This is a genomic window from Aquimarina agarivorans (genome assembly GCF_000218485.1).
In the GTDB taxonomy this organism is placed as follows: domain Bacteria; phylum Bacteroidota; class Bacteroidia; order Flavobacteriales; family Flavobacteriaceae; genus Aquimarina; species Aquimarina agarivorans.
The window spans coordinates 1-15,254 of sequence record NZ_AFPB01000142.1 but is presented as its reverse complement, the minus strand read 5'-3'; the positions used below and the strand labels follow the sequence as shown (position 1 = coordinate 15,254).

The following is a 15,254-nucleotide window of genomic DNA, read 5'->3' as shown; positions in this document are numbered from 1 at the left end:
ATTTTTGTTTTGTAAAATAGCAAACTATGAGTAAAAATATAGCAATTATTGGAGCAGGAATAAGTGGACTTACCGCAGCTATTGAATTAGAATCTTTGGGGTATACTCCCGTGATTTTTGAGGCTGATAAAAAGGTAGGAGGTAGAGTTCAAAGTGATGTTTATGAAGGTTATATTATGGATCATGGTTTTCAGGTGTTGCTAAGTGCTTACCCTATGGCTCAAAAATACTTGAATTTTGAAACCCTTGCTTTGGATAGTTTTGAGTCAGGTTCCTATATATTTAAAAATGGAAAACAATTTTGTATCGGTGATCCATTGAGAGATAGTTCACTGGTTTTACCTACTTTATTTTCAACAATTGGATCATTTTCGGATAAACTGAAAATTTTTAAGCTTTCGCGAAGTTTGAAAAGTAAAACAATAGATGAGATTTTTAATGCTGAAGAAAAAAGCACCTATGATTATTTGAAAGATTTTGGATTTTCAACACCATTTATAAAAGACTTTTTTCAACCTTTTTTTGGGGGTATATTTTTAGAAAATGAATTGCAAACGTCCTCCAGAATGTTTGAATTTATTTTTAAAATGTTTAACGAAGGAAACGCAGTAATTCCTAGAAAGGGTATACAGGAAATTCCCAATCAGTTACAAGCTCAGTTAAAGGAAACCAAAATTTACTTCTCCGCTAAGGTGGAAAAAATAGTAGGCAATACTATTCATTTTTCGGACGGTGCAACTCATACATCAGATTATATTATTGTAGCCACGGAGGCCTCTAAAATAGTCCCTCAATTAGCGGCATCGGAATTGACATGGAAAGGTACCGAAACCCTTTATTTTGAAGTAGAAAAAAATACTTTTGAACGGCATATGATTGGGTTAATTGCATTTGACGAAAATTGTATTATTAATTCTATTTGTTTTCCTAAAAGTGTTTTGCCTGAAGCGCAACACAAATTACTGTCTGTTTCTATTACTAAAACGCATCAATTTTCTGATGCTAATTTAATTATTGAAGTAGAAAAAGATTTGAAGACGGTTGCAAATTGCAAACCATTACGATTTTTGAAAAAATATACCATTCCACTTGCTTTACCTGATTTGACTGATGTTAAAAGAACAGTACATCCTTCGGAAACGCAATTGACAACGCATATTTTTTTAGCAGGGGATACTTTATTAAACGGTTCATTAAATGCAGCCATGCACTCAGGTGAATTGGCAGCACAAGCGATTCATGAAAAAATATCTGGGAATATGTTTTCTTAATAAATAGTTGAATACACTAATTCAATATCACCTTAATTTAGGAAATTTTGCAGGATCACTTTCATGCATAATGGCATAAGCTTTCTCAAAAATATCATCAATTGAGGGTTTACTAAAGTAATCACCATCAGTACCAAAAGCAGGTCGGTGTGGCTGTGCACTTAGTGTTTGCGGTGCGCTGTCCAAATATTTAAAAATTTGCTGAACATCAAGTGCTTGTTGTAACATGTATCCTGTAGCACCACCGGGCATATCTTCATCAATAAATAGTATACGGCTTGTTTTAGAAACACTTTTAGCAATCGCGTGATCTAAGTCAAACGGAACTAGGGATTGTACATCAATAATTTCAGCATTAATACCAACAATCAGAAGTTCTTTGGCAGCTTTTTCAACCAACCGTAGTGTTGATCCGTAAGAAACAAGCGTGATATCTTTGCCTTCCTTTAAAACTTCGGCATATCCAATAGGAGTTTTAAATTCTCCTAAATTGTTTGGTAATTTTTCCTTTAATCGGTAGCCATTCAGGCATTCAACAACAAGTGCAGGCTCATCACTAGCTAGTAATGTATTGTAAAAACCAGCAGCTTTTGTCATATTACGAGGAACTAAAACATGAACTCCTCTCAACAAATGGATAATTCCGCCCATTGGCGAACCCGAATGCCATATACCTTCCAACCTATGTCCGCGAGTTCTGATAATTAATGGCGCTTTTTGCTTTCCAAAAGTTCGGTAACGTAAACAAGCTAAATCATCACTCAATGTTTGTAAGCAGTACAAAATATAATCTAAGTACTGAATTTCAGCAATTGGCCGTAGTCCTCTTAGTGCCATTCCGATTCCTTGACCAATAATTGAAGGTTCCCTGATACCTGTGTCAGCTACTCGGATAGCTCCGTATTTTTCCTGTAACCCTTCTAAACCTTGATTTACATCGCCAATATAGCCCACATCTTCACCAAAAATTAATGTTTCGGGAATGGTTTCGAAAATTTTGTCAAAATTATCCCTAAGTACAATTCTACCGTCAACCATAGGGGCATCATTGTCATAACTAGGGATTACTTCATCAATATACGTAGCGCGATCTTCATTCTCATTAGTAAGGTGCGCACTAAATTTAGGACGTAATGATTCCTGATAACCATTTAACCAATTGATCATAGCAGTTTTTTCAGGAAAATCTTCGTGCGCAATGTAGCGTAAAATTTTGCGTCCAGTTTCTAAAATATTTTTGCGTAAAGGCTCATTTTTAGCTTCAAGCTCACTCACTATAGTTTTAATAAAAACACTTTGCGTGCTCTTTTGTATAATAGGTTTATAATAGGTTAAAGCATCTAATTGTTCATTAATTACAACTGAAATAAACCTTTTCCAAGTCGCATTTTTAACTGTTCTAACCTCTTTTTTGATTTCTTTTTCAATAGTTTTAATTTCGTCATCAGTAGCTAAATTACTATCGATAATAAACTGCTTAAATTTTTTATTACAGTCAAAATCACGTTCCCAAAGTAAACGTTCCTCATTTTTATAACGTTCATGTGATCCAGAGGAAGAGTGTCCTTGCGGTTGTGTCAATTCGGTGACATGAATAATTACAGGCACATGTTCTTTACGTGCAATTTTATTTGCTTTTTCGTAAGTTTCAATCAATGCAAGGTAATCCCAGCCTTTTACTTTTAAAATTTCGAAACCTTTAGCAGTTTCCGTCCGTTGAAATCCAGCAAGTACTTCTGATATACTTTCTTTTGTTGTATGATGTTTGTTATGTACTGAAATTCCGTAATCATCATCCCAAACGCTAATTACCATAGGAACTTGTAATACTCCCGCAGCATTAATGGATTCAAAAAACAAACCTTCACTGGTACTAGCGTTTCCAATAGTACCCCAAGCAACCTCATTTCCGTTTTTTGAAAAATTAGTGCGGTTTTTAAGTTCAGTAATATTTTTATATATTTTTGAAGCTTGTGCCAAACCGACTAAACGTGGGATTTGCCCTGCGGTAGGGGATATGTCCGAGGCAGAATTTATTTGGTCACTCAGTACCTTCCAACTCCCATCTTCGTTTAAACTATGGGTGGCAAAATGTCCTCCCATTTGCCTTCCGGCAGAAAAGGGTTCTTCATTAATATCAGTAAAAGCATATAGTCCTGAAAAAAATTCTGAAATTTTATAACAATCAACAGCAAACATAAAGGTTTGATCCCTGTAGTATCCTGACCTAAAATCACCTTTTTCAAACACTCTTGCCCAAGCAAGTTGTGCCAGTTCTTTACCATCACCAAATATTCCAAATTTAGCCTTCCCTGTAAGCACTTCTCTACGACCAGCCAAACTACATTCTCTACTCATAAATGCAATTTTATAATCTGATAAAACTTGCTCTTTAAATTCAGTAAATGATAATGATAGTGTGGATGATGACTTAGTGTGCATACAATGGTTTAAGTTGGACTAAACAAAAATAAGTATAAATAAGCTTTTTTACAATGTTATCCTGTTTCTACTTTGTGACGTATTCAAATAAAGGACTTGGATTTCCCTTAAAAAGTACTTTTATTGAGAATTATTCCAAAAAAAAAGCTCAATGAAAGACTAGGTTGATATAGTTTGTATTATTTTTTTTGTTATAATTAATACCACTCACGAGTAAATAAGCCTACCAACGTATTAATGCTTAACGAAACTTTAAAACGGATACGTTTTTCGTAATCCGAAAAGCTAGGTTCAAACCCAAGTGAAGATTGCAAGGGAAAAAATAGTTCCAAATAATTGGTAAGCAAATTAAGTTTAATACCAGAATCGTAAACAAATTCAGGGGCAAATCCCTTGTTTTTTACTAAACCAGCATCAGCATAAGCTTGTATCCAATTCCATATACTACTTTCTACAGTAGTGGTGGCTAGCCATTGATTGGCAAAGGCAGGGGTGAGTTGCGATTTAAAATTACCTTCGGCAGAAATAAATTGTTGACTGGTAATGCCTGAACTTTCTACTCTTCCTAAATAGTTAAAGTCAAATAAATAATCTGTTGGTCGGTCTAATGCAAAGCTAAAAAAATCACCATCTGCCTGAGTTTTGTTATTTATAAACGTCCCACCAAAAAATCTAAAATTGATACGTTGATTATTTAAAAATAGTTTGCTGTATCCAAAAGTAGCAGCAATTTTATTAAAATTTTTAGCTTGCTGAAAATCAACTAGTATACCTAATGAGTAGGTTAAATTGGGATCTGAATATCGGTAGCGGGTATTAAAAACGTTATAATTGGGTGTTTGTAAGGGAATATTAGGATCTTTTTCTCTTTGGATAGAAACTAGTCGATTACTAATTCTTTGACTGATGTTTTTACGCAAATCTTTTGGACGGTAGTTGATACTTATCGTAGGAGTAAATGTTCTGAAAAGTAAGTCTGGAGCGTAACTAAACGTTGAAGCACTAACTCCGAAATTGATCAAATACCATCCGGTTTTTTTAAATTGATGCGTATGTCCAACTCCAAAAGAGCCTAATATTTTTTTTGATTTAATACCGTAAGCTGGTGATAGATTATAATTAAAATTTCTTCTGATAAGGGATTTATTAAATAGATTAATACCAGGTAAAAAGCCATCATATACATTAAAATCCCATACAGGAAGCAAAAAGGTTTGATGATATTTGGGATCTTCGATATCTTGAAATAACCTAAACTGTATTTTTTTGTTTAAAACACCAGTAGTTTTCCAATAGTTATTACGTCGATTAACTTCAGGTAAATATTCATCATAATCTAATACAAAATGATTGGCACGTTTTTTTTGAAAGCCAATAGTAAGTGAATCTTCAAAATTTGGTACCCATTTTTCAGTACTAATTTTTTTCTTTTTTAGTCCAGTAATTTTTACAGGTATGGAAGTTCCTTTATTTTTCAAGTGTAAATAAACACTATCTTTTTTTCTAGTAACTCCCTTTATTTTTAAATCTAATGTTGAATCGGAATTCACAAAATTTTTAGTAAACCAGCTGATATCTTTCTCAGTGCTGTTTTCCAATGCCTTATTGAAATCGTTACTGGTAGTATTTTTTAATTTTTGGTTAGAAAAAAAATGTGCTATGGTTTTTTTTAAGGAGCCATTCAAATTTTTGTCTAAATAATTTAATCCCATTCCCGCTTTGTAAGGGCTTGAAATATTGTAATTGAATTTTAATAACGAATCTTTAGGCGTCGTTAGCGGTTGCTCTAAAAAACGAGCTGCCATGTTTTTTGCACCTAAGTAGTATTGATCATTAAAAGATAATTTTGCAGCATGAAACCATCTGACTCCAATAAATTTACTTAAACGACCTGTTAATTTACTATCGGGATAAAAAGTATCTACATAATTAATCATGGCATACACTTGAATGGCATCGGTAAACCAATGATCCTTTCGTAAATCTGTTTGTATGCATTGTTTATTAAATTCCTTTGTCATTTCTTTCAATAAAATCATCTCATATTGAAAATTGGGTTTAAAGGGCCTTAATTTATTGGGTAATTGATTAAAACCATATACAGGTTGTTTTTTGTAATTGGTGTAAGAAAGTAAAAGTTTTTTTTGAGGGAGTTCTCCAAAAAAAGCTTCCACGTAATCATATACTTTCTGAATGGATTCTTTTTGTTCTTTGTCGTTTAAAGATTCTTTAGGAATATCAGTAGTAATCAGCTTATTTTTATAGTTAATGGTATCAAATCGCTGTTTTTTTGATAAATAAAGTACTATGTTGGTTACATTATTCTCTTTGTAGGTAGTGAAACCATTTTTATCTTCTGAAGTTTTATTTAAGTTGGTTTCAACATAAAAATCGGTATCACTTTTAAAATTAAGAGTATAATTACAAATAGCGGCTGAAAAATCATTCAAATTTTTATGACTAAAAAAATTCCAGCCATGGTTGTAAAGGGCAGGGGCTAAGTGCCAATACCGGAGTTGATACTCATTTTTTCCGTAGCCATATTTGGTAAATCGATCATCAGGTATTTTTACTTGAAACTGAAATTCTAATTTTACTTTTTCACCCGGTAAAAGCTTATCAGTTAATTTGACTTTAATAACATCGGGATGTTCATCCAGTCTGAACCATTGCTTACTTTTTTCAGAGCCTATTCTAAAATTTACAATTTCAGTGTAGCCTCGTTCCTTTTTACTGGAAAAATGAAAAGCACGTCTAAAATCTTCATTAAACCGAACAGTTAAAGGGGTTTCTTTACTTGAAAAGGCATTAGCCCAATCCAGTAAATAAATTTCATTTAAAGTATCATTTGAAGTATTTTGATACTGAAGTTCCTGTATAACTACAATGGTTTTTAATTCGTCAAAAAGTACTGCATTTAGGTAAGATTCATTTTGTCCGCTACAAATTAGCGAAACAAATAAAAATACCAATAAAAGCAATTTTTTGAACAAAGTACTGAAACTAGAAATTAGGCTTAAGATTGTTTTTGTCGTAAAACTTATCTAAAATTTCAATTACCTGTTCAGGAGTATCCACCAAATGTACCAAATCTAAATCTCCAGGACTGATATTTCCAAAACTGTCAAGTAATGTGTTTTTAATCCACTCAAAAAGTCCGCCCCAAAATTCGGTACACACCAAAATAACCGGGAAATTATCTACTTTATTAGTTTGTATAAGGGTAATTGCTTCAAAAAGTTCATCGAGCGTACCAAAACCACCAGGCATGACTACAAAACCTTGCGAGTATTTGACAAACATCACTTTTCTAACAAAAAAATAATCAAAATTTAAATTTTTGTCACGATCAACATAAGGATTGTCAAACTGTTCAAATGGCAAGTCAATATTTAAACCTACTGAGGTACCTCCGGCTTCAAAAGCACCTTTATTAGCGGCTTCCATTATACCAGGACCACCACCAGTAATTACTCCGTAACCGTGTTTAACAATGTTGGCAGCAATATCAGTAGCTAATTGGTAAAATGGATGCTCTTTTTTTGTACGTGCTGATCCGTAAATGGATACGCATGGCCCTATTTCGCTCATTTTTTCGAATCCATTTACAAATTCGCCCATGATTTTAAATATTGCCCAGGAATCGTTTGTTTTAATTTCGTTCCAACGCTTGTAATGTTGTTCGTTTCTCAATTTTTTTGTTTTTACTGCTTTAAATAACGCAGTTTGATTAATAATGTTACATGGGGACTAGTTACTATAATTCTTTAAGTAAAAATTTAGCGGTATGGCTTTTTTTATTTTTACATATTTTTTCTGGAGTGCCCTTAGCCACAATAGTTCCTCCACCTTTACCGCCTTCGGGACCTACATCAATAATATAATCAGCCAATTTAATAACATCCATATTATGTTCAATGATAAGCACCGTATTTCCTTTATCCACTAAATTATTGAGCACTTCCATCAACACACGGACATCTTCAAAATGCAATCCCGTGGTTGGTTCATCCAAAATATAAAACGTATTGCCAGTATCTCGTTTTGATAATTCAGAAGCTAGTTTAATACGCTGCGCCTCGCCACCAGAAAGTGTAGTAGATTGTTGTCCTAAGGTAATGTAACCTAATCCAACATCCTTAATAGTTTTTAGTTTACGATAAATTTTAGGAATTGGTTCAAAAAAATCAACAGCTTCGTTAATTGTCATTTGTAGCACATCAGAAATAGATTTTCCTTTGTATCTAATTTCAAGTGTTTCTCTATTGAATCTTTTTCCCTGACAGGTTTCGCACTCTACATAAACATCAGGCAAAAAGTTCATTTCAATAACGCGTAAACCGCCGCCGCCGCATATTTCGCAGCGTCCACCTTTTACGTTAAAACTGAAACGTCCGGGCTTGTATCCACGAATCATAGCTTCGGGTGTCATTGCAAATAAGCTCCTAATTTCAGAAAAAACACCAGTGTAAGTTGCAGGATTTGAGCGAGGTGTACGTCCAATGGGTGATTGATTGATGTCAATTACCTTATCCAAATGATCCAAACCTTCAACTTTTTTATAAGGCATTGGTTCCATTTTTCCATTAAAATAATGATTGTTTAAAATGGGATATAACGTTTCATTTATTAACGTTGATTTTCCGCTACCAGATACACCAGTAACCACAATCATTTGTCCTAAAGGAATATCAATAGAAACATTTTTTAGATTATTCCCAGTAGCGCCTTTTAAGGATAACACGTTGCCGTTTCCTGTTCTCCTGATTGCAGGAACAGCAATATCTTTTTTTCCGCTCAGGTAATCCGCAGTTAATGTGTTGTGTTTGTTTAAATCTTTAGGAGCACCTTCACTAATAATTTCACCCCCAAAACGACCTGCTTTTGGGCCAATATCAATAACGTGATCGGCTTGTTCGATCATATCTTTATCGTGTTCCACTACAATTATTGAGTTTCCAATATTGCGTAGTTGCACCAAGGATTGAATTAATTTTTCATTATCACGTTGGTGTAATCCAATGCTTGGTTCGTCTAAAATATAAAGCACGCCTACTAGTTGCGATCCTATTTGAGTTGCTAAACGGATCCGCTGTGCCTCCCCACCAGAAAGTGATTTACTGCTTCGGTTTAAAGATAAATAGGTAAGTCCAACATCAACTAAAAATTGGATACGAGTGGAAATTTCTTTAATAATTTCACTGGCAATTTGTTGTTGTTTTTTACTAATATGTTTTGGAAGTTCATCAAACCATTTTTTTAGTTCAACAATATCCATATGTGCCAATTCGGCTATGTTTTTTCCATTTAATTTAAAATTTAAAGCTTCCTTTTGTAATCGAGTTCCTTGGCAAGCACTGCAATTTACATGATCCATATATTCCTTAGCCCAACGCTTTAGGGAGGTGGAGTCACTATTGTCATAAGTACTCTGAATAAAATTAGCAATACCTTCAAAATCTATGGAGTAGTTCCGTTTTACACCAAGTTCTTTACTATTTACGGTAAATTTTTCTTTACCACCGTGTAAAATGATTGCTAATGCCTCTTTAGGAATTTTATCTATAGGATCCATTAACGCAAAATTGTAGCGCATGGCAATAAGCTCCAATTGTTTAAAAATCCAATTATTTTTTTGTGGCCCTTGAGGAGCTAATCCACCGTTTTTAATTGAAATGCTATCATCAGGAATAATTTTTTCTAAATTCACCTCATATAAACTACCAATACCATTACATTTTTGACAAGCACCCTTGGGTGAGTTGAATGAAAAGTTATTGGGTTCAGGATTTGGATAAGAAATACCCGAGGATGGACACATTAAGTTACGACTAAAAAAGCGTCCTTGCGGACTTTTATGTTCCACCACCATAAGGATATCATTTCCATGATACATGGCAGTTTTAATACTTTCAGAAAGTCTTTTTTGTGCATCCTCTTCGGTTGAAACCAGAAGGCGATCAACTACAATTTCAATATCATGAGTTTTGTAGCGATCCAGCTTCATTCCTTTTACAATATCAATAATTTCACCATCGGCACGTACTTTTACAAAACCTTGTTTGGCAATTTGTTCAAACAATTCGCGGTAATGTCCTTTTCGGGAACGTACAACAGGCGCAACAATATTAATGCGCTTCCCTTCAAATTTTTCAGTAATTAATTCTTGGATTTGCTCATCGGAATAACTAACCATTTTTTCACCAGTTTCATAACTAAAGGCGTCGCTGGCACGCGCATAAAGTAAACGGAGAAAATCATAAATTTCAGTAATAGTTCCAACCGTACTCCGCGGACTTTTACTAGTTGTTTTTTGTTCAATGGCTATTACTGGCGAAAGGCCATCAATTTTATCAACATCGGGACGTTCAAGTCCACCTAAAAATTGACGAGCATAGGCCGAAAAAGTTTCAATATACCGGCGTTGACCCTCGGCATAAATAGTATCAAAAGCTAATGATGACTTACCAGAGCCAGATAAACCAGTAATAACAACCAATTTATCTCTAGGGATAACAACATCAATATTTTTTAAATTATGTACACGTGCGCCTTGCACATGAATAGTATTTTCGGTGTATTCACTTGTATTCATATTCGGGTTAAAGGTAGCCAATTCAAATTGTAATTTGCAATAACTATTGCAAACGAGATCTTAAAAAGTTTTTTAAACTTCCAATGTCCACTTTATGTAAATTTTTCTTTCTGAAAAAATTGTATGCATTGTAAAAATATAGTAATCTTATAATTAGAATTTTAACAGAAATAATACATATGATTTTAGGAATTGGTTCGCGTATAAAGCATGAAAAATTTGGAATGGGAGTGGTTACTAATGTTTCAGCTAAATACTATTGGGTTACTTTTATTGAAAATGGTTTGGAAACCATTGAGGTTGATGCAGATTTTGAAGTTGTAGAAGCTGTGCATGATGAAGTGGATACCGTTAGTTTTTATGAAGTGGAGGATATTTTTAAAAAGCTATTACATAAATACAGTGATATTTCAGAAATAGTGCCTATGGCGGATAAGTGGAAAGGGGGTACTATCAATCTAAAACCAAAAGATATGAGTCTTTCTTCTAAAGAAATTCCGATTGATACTTTTTTTCATAAAATAGTGATGGTACGTGACCGTGTGAGAGTAATGGAACAAAAAATAAATAGTTCAAAAGTGCTGGAAGAACAAGATAAAATTGATTTACAGCAATACATTAGTCGAATTTATGGTAGTTTGACCACGTTTAATGTGCTCTTTAAAAATAGCAATCAGAATTTTAAAGGTACAGGAGGGAAGTAGTATTTGTAAGAAACAAAATTTAAATGTAAAAGAAGCGTATTAAATAGATGTAATTAATTACTAACTATTTTGAAGTCAAAATATTATACAAAATATCCAAATTTGGTAAAAAATAAGATATAACTAAATTCAGGTTTGGGGCGCACATTGGACTAAAGTATTTTCTAATTAATCAGAAACAATGATATAAAGTGTAACAATTCAGCACGGAAAACGACTCAATACACTCACTTAAAATCAATAAAAATTGAAACTTTAAAGTTTAAATTAAGTTGCAGTATTATAGTATCGTTACTCATATTAACATCCTGTGGGGATGATGATAACAGTACTCCGGAGCCAACTTTTATTCCAATTACAGATGTGTTGATTATTGCGGAGCAAGGTTTGTACCCTGAAGGGATTGACTTTGATGAAATTAAAAAGCAATTTGTAGTTAGTGCATTGGCAAAAAGTGAAGTAGGTTTAGTTAATCCATTAACAGGAGCATACACTACTTTTGTATCGGATGCTGAATTGGGTAGCCCGGCTGGTGTATTTACGGACGAAACAAGAAATCGACTTATTGTAGCTTCTGGTAGGTTGCCTTTTTCAGTAAATAGTAATAATGATCCTGCACCGTCATCGGCATATGTAGGAATTTATAATTTAGCTACAGGAGAAAAATTCAAAGGAATCGATTTACAAGCCTTGTTACCTGAAAATGCACCTGCATTTGCTAACGATGTAGCAGTTGATAAAGAAGGGAATATTTATATAACGGATTCTTTTTCACCAGTAATATATAAGGTATCTAGTGAAAGTTTGGAGGCTTCTATTTTTGTAAACAATTCAGAAAATTTCATGCCAGCTCCTATGGAATTTGCACTAAATGGAATTGTGGTTGTTGGTGATTATTTAATTACTGAAAAGCTTAATGATGGAAGTTTGTTTAAAATTAAAATAGATACACCATCAGAAGTCACTAAAATCGAAGCTAAAGCGTTTAACGGTTTAGATGGATTGGAATTACTAGCTAACGGTAATATTGCTATTACGGAGAATGGCTTTGGCAGTGAACCTGGTGTACATGTAATTAGTTCTACTGATAATTTTAATTCGGCATCTACGATTTCATATTTTCCGATAGAAGCTGAAAAGTTTCCAACAACAGCTGTTCAATTAGGATCGGGTGAACTTTTTGCTCTGAATGCTTATTTAACTAAGTCATTAAATGGGGATCTTTCACAAGAGACGTTTACCATTGTAAAAGCTAATTAGTTTGTTTGAAGTTATAATGAATAAACACTTTACTTATTATTAGTAAAGTGTTTATTAAATGAATAGCAAAGTACGATTAACCATGTATACTGGCATTTTTACTAAGAGATTGCATAATTTTAGATTCGTAATCCAATAATTCTTGCCATTTGCTGTCCACCTCCGTACGCTCACCATATTGGCGAGCAAAGTTTAAAAACATAGTATAATGATTGGCTTCGCTAACCATAAGATCTCTATAAAATTTAGATAATTCAGCATCAGGCAATTGTTCTGATAGTAATTTAAAGCGCTCACAACTACGTGCTTCAATTAAAGCAGCGTATAGCAACCGGTGTACCAATTGCGTGGTGCGACTTCCCCCTTTAGGGAAAAATTTGAGAAGCTCAATTACATAGTCATCCTTACGATCACGGCCTAAAACGTTACCACGTTTAAGTAATTTATCGTGAACCAGTTTAAAATGACTCATTTCTTCTTTAGTTAAAGCAATCATTTCTTGAACAAGTTCCGTATATTCAGGAAAACTATTAATTAATGAAATAGCGGTTGATGCGGCTTTAAGTTCACAGTAAGCATGATCAATTAATATCTCGTCTATATTTTTTTCAACAATATTAACCCAACGTGGGTCTGTGGGAAGCTTTAATCCTAACATAAGCTTTTAGTATTACAGGTCTAAATCAAATTTAGCTCTTAATTTATCAATAAAATGATTTTTCTCTTTTAGTTTATCGTATTTGTCCTGAGGTGTAAATGCATGTTTTACGGCTACAGCTTCGTTGACTACTATTTTTAAGGTAATACTGTAATTGTTCAGCTCCTCACCCATATAAGCAAGTAAGGGTGTCTGAATATTTTCAATATCAAGGCGCATGGTTTCGTTAGGCAATTCCAGAACAAGCTCAAAATTATCATTGAGCTTTGGTTTGTTCATGGCAAACATGGAGCCAATAATTCGTTCTCCCTTTTTGTCCATACGTTTACCGTAAGTATTCCATAATTTTAACGCCTGCGCTTCCGTAAAAGGAGTTTTCGGAAGTTTTGTAGGATCTTCTACAATTACTTTTCTTTTTTTACTAAGTGCTTTTTTTTGCTGAATTCCTTTTATAGATAATGCAGATCCTACAGCGTTTTCAATTGAAATATCAGGTTTTGATTTGGTATTTACTGTTGTATTTTCATTATTAACATCTGTAGTAGACGATTTTGTAACTTCTACAGCAGTGTGATTAGCAAGGGTTGGAGTACTACTTTTTGGTGTATTTGAGGCTGCAATAGTATTAGAAGATGTGCTGAAATAAGAAGATGAAATTATACTAGATCCACTTTTTTTTTTCACTTGTAGCCGTTAATGAAGCTAATTTCATGAGGCACAGTTCTACCAATAAGCGTTGATTTTTGCTTGATTTAAAGTTTAAGTCACAAGTATTGGCAAGTTCAATGGCAGCCACTAAAAATGAAGCAGGTGCTTTTTGCGCTTGTTCATGATAAGTAGCTTTTATTTGTTGGCTTACCTCGAGTAAATTTATAGTTTGGGGATTTTGACAAACCAATAAATCCCTAAAATGAGACGCTAAACCTGCAATAAAATGGTGGGCATCAAAACCTTTGGTAATGATTTCATTAAGACTAATCATTAATTCAGGAATACTGTTGTTTAAAATTTGATCCGTTACTTGAAAATAAGTTTCATAATCCAGTACATTCAAATTTTCAGTAACCGCTTGTCGCGTTAAATTTGTACCACAATAACTTACTACGCGATCAAAGATTGATAGTGCATCGCGCATAGCGCCGTCTGCTTTTTGGGCAATTATTTGCAAGGCATCTTCATCGGCAGTGATGCCTTCAGTTTTACAAATTTCAACTAAATGTGCTTTGGCATCAGCAACGGTAATTCGTTTAAAATCAAAAATTTGACAGCGCGATAAAATGGTTGGAATAATTTTATGCTTTTCGGTCGTTGCCAGAATAAAAATAGCGTGTTTAGGCGGCTCCTCTAATGTTTTTAAAAAAGCGTTAAACGCCGAGGTAGAAAGCATATGCACCTCGTCAATGATATATACCTTGTATTTTCCTACCTGAGGTGGTATTCGCACTTGATCAATTAAACTACGAATATCATCTACTGAGTTGTTTGAAGCGGCATCCAATTCAAAAATATTGAAGGCAAAATCTTCATTATCGTTAGTAGTATCATCAGCATTAATTTTACGCGCCAAAATACGCGCGCAACTAGTTTTCCCTACACCTCGCGGTCCTGTAAATAGTAAGGCTTGGGCTAAGTGATTATTATCAATAGCATTAAGTAATGTATTGGTAATAGCTTGTTGCCCCACAACATCCTTAAATTGTTGCGGTCGGTATTTGCGTGCTGATACTATAAACTGTTTCATAAGCTGAGCAGCTAAATTACAAATACGAACGTTGAAAATAATGCTTTAAATTATTTTTTTTGGTGGAGTTATTCACAGGGAATGCCGGATCTGATTTAAAATACAAGCACAGCTTAAAGTACGAGGATGCTTGCCTTCAAAATGTTAATAAAAAACCATATAATGTAGGTAATTGAGGTTAAAAATAGGGAGTACCTTGTAAATTTAATTAAGAGACCGAGAAACTGTAGTATTTGCAAGTTAAAACTAAGGTTGATTATTTAGAAGTTAAGTATTTAATATTAAGAAAAATCGTTAAAAAACACCTGTAAGAAATATATGGTGATTGTATTGCAAATGTTAATAGTTTTTGTGCTACTATAAACTCTGGATATAAGTGTAATTATGAATTAAGACTTTACAAATAAAATTGAGTTTACAAAAACGTGTTTTGTTTGAATAATAATCTAGCTAATTAAAGCTATTTTATTTAAAATGCAAATAAGTTAAATTTATTTTAAAATAATAAATAAGTAAATTTTTGATTAAATTTTAATGTATATCCGCTTAGTGTCCATTTGCTGTAATGCTAGCTATTACTAGT

General features: G+C 33.5%; 10 protein-coding genes. 3 read left to right on the top strand and 7 right to left on the bottom strand.

Annotation, left to right across the window (positions count from 1 at the left end; genetic code table 11):
• Nucleotides 1–26 precede the first annotated feature (26 nt).
• Nucleotides 27–1,271, top strand: a complete 1,245-nt coding sequence (locus tag GMC_RS0108600) for a protoporphyrinogen/coproporphyrinogen oxidase (protein WP_010521739.1) — start codon at nucleotides 27–29, stop codon at nucleotides 1,269–1,271.
• A 27-nt stretch (nucleotides 1,272–1,298) separates the two neighbouring features.
• Here the strand turns inward: GMC_RS0108600 and GMC_RS0108595 are convergent, their stop codons facing one another.
• From GMC_RS0108595 to uvrA, 4 genes are all read right to left on the bottom strand, one after another.
• The gene (locus GMC_RS0108595; RefSeq protein ID WP_010521738.1) at nucleotides 1,299–3,713 is read right to left on the bottom strand and encodes an alpha-ketoacid dehydrogenase subunit alpha/beta; all 2,415 of its coding nucleotides are present in this window, start codon (nucleotides 3,711–3,713) and stop codon (nucleotides 1,299–1,301) included.
• A 197-nt stretch (nucleotides 3,714–3,910) separates the two neighbouring features.
• The gene (locus GMC_RS0108590; RefSeq protein WP_010521737.1) at nucleotides 3,911–6,685 is read right to left on the bottom strand and encodes a gluzincin family metallopeptidase; all 2,775 of its coding nucleotides are present in this window, start codon (nucleotides 6,683–6,685) and stop codon (nucleotides 3,911–3,913) included.
• Nucleotides 6,686–6,716: 31 nt separating this feature from the next.
• Nucleotides 6,717–7,406 carry an LOG family protein gene (locus GMC_RS0108585; protein ID WP_010521736.1) on the bottom strand — a complete coding sequence of 230 codons (690 nt, stop codon included), beginning with the start codon at nucleotides 7,404–7,406 and terminating at the stop codon, nucleotides 6,717–6,719.
• A gap of 64 nt (nucleotides 7,407–7,470) precedes the next feature.
• Entirely contained in the window at nucleotides 7,471–10,308 is a 2,838-nt protein-coding gene (uvrA, locus tag GMC_RS0108580) for an excinuclease ABC subunit UvrA (protein WP_010521735.1), read from the bottom strand.
• A gap of 179 nt (nucleotides 10,309–10,487) precedes the next feature.
• On the opposite strand from uvrA, the gene GMC_RS0108575 reads away from it, so the two are divergent.
• Both GMC_RS0108575 and GMC_RS0108570 read left to right on the top strand, forming a co-directional pair.
• Nucleotides 10,488–11,012: a DUF8685 domain-containing protein gene (locus GMC_RS0108575; RefSeq protein ID WP_010521734.1), complete on the top strand. Its 525-nt coding sequence runs from the start codon at nucleotides 10,488–10,490 to the stop codon at nucleotides 11,010–11,012.
• Nucleotides 11,013–11,375: 363 nt separating this feature from the next.
• Nucleotides 11,376–12,272 (top strand): hypothetical protein, encoded by an 897-nt coding sequence (locus GMC_RS0108570; RefSeq protein ID WP_138940595.1) that lies wholly within the window; start codon nucleotides 11,376–11,378, stop codon nucleotides 12,270–12,272.
• 76 nt (nucleotides 12,273–12,348) lie between these two features.
• On the opposite strand, the gene GMC_RS0108565 is transcribed toward GMC_RS0108570, so the two are convergent.
• From GMC_RS0108565 to dnaX, 3 genes are read right to left on the bottom strand one after another with little or no spacing between them, the layout of a single operon-like run.
• The gene (locus tag GMC_RS0108565; RefSeq protein ID WP_010521732.1) at nucleotides 12,349–12,930 is read right to left on the bottom strand and encodes a MiaE family protein; all 582 of its coding nucleotides are present in this window, start codon (nucleotides 12,928–12,930) and stop codon (nucleotides 12,349–12,351) included.
• Nucleotides 12,931–12,942: 12 nt separating this feature from the next.
• Nucleotides 12,943–13,614: a DUF8439 domain-containing protein gene (locus tag GMC_RS22765; RefSeq protein ID WP_010521731.1), complete on the bottom strand. Its 672-nt coding sequence runs from the start codon at nucleotides 13,612–13,614 to the stop codon at nucleotides 12,943–12,945.
• Nucleotides 13,592–14,671 carry a DNA polymerase III subunit gamma/tau gene (gene dnaX / locus GMC_RS22760; RefSeq protein ID WP_010521730.1) on the bottom strand — a complete coding sequence of 360 codons (1,080 nt, stop codon included), beginning with the start codon at nucleotides 14,669–14,671 and terminating at the stop codon, nucleotides 13,592–13,594. The genes GMC_RS22765 and dnaX overlap by 23 nt, the downstream gene beginning before the upstream one ends.
• Between the last annotated feature and the right edge of the window lie 583 nt (nucleotides 14,672–15,254).

What these genes read in the sequence shown, in the direction of transcription:
- GMC_RS0108565 (WP_010521732.1), bottom strand. Translation starts at nt 12,930, where the DNA reads ATGTTAGGATTAAAGCTTCCCACAGACCCACGTTGGGTTAATATTGTT.
- GMC_RS0108575 (WP_010521734.1), top strand. Translation starts at nt 10,488, where the DNA reads ATGATTTTAGGAATTGGTTCGCGTATAAAGCATGAAAAATTTGGAATG.
- dnaX (WP_010521730.1), bottom strand. Translation starts at nt 14,671, where the DNA reads ATGAAACAGTTTATAGTATCAGCACGCAAATACCGACCGCAACAATTT.
- GMC_RS0108600 (WP_010521739.1), top strand. Translation starts at nt 27, where the DNA reads ATGAGTAAAAATATAGCAATTATTGGAGCAGGAATAAGTGGACTTACC.
- uvrA (WP_010521735.1), bottom strand. Translation starts at nt 10,308, where the DNA reads ATGAATACAAGTGAATACACCGAAAATACTATTCATGTGCAAGGCGCA.
- GMC_RS0108595 (WP_010521738.1), bottom strand. Translation starts at nt 3,713, where the DNA reads ATGCACACTAAGTCATCATCCACACTATCATTATCATTTACTGAATTT.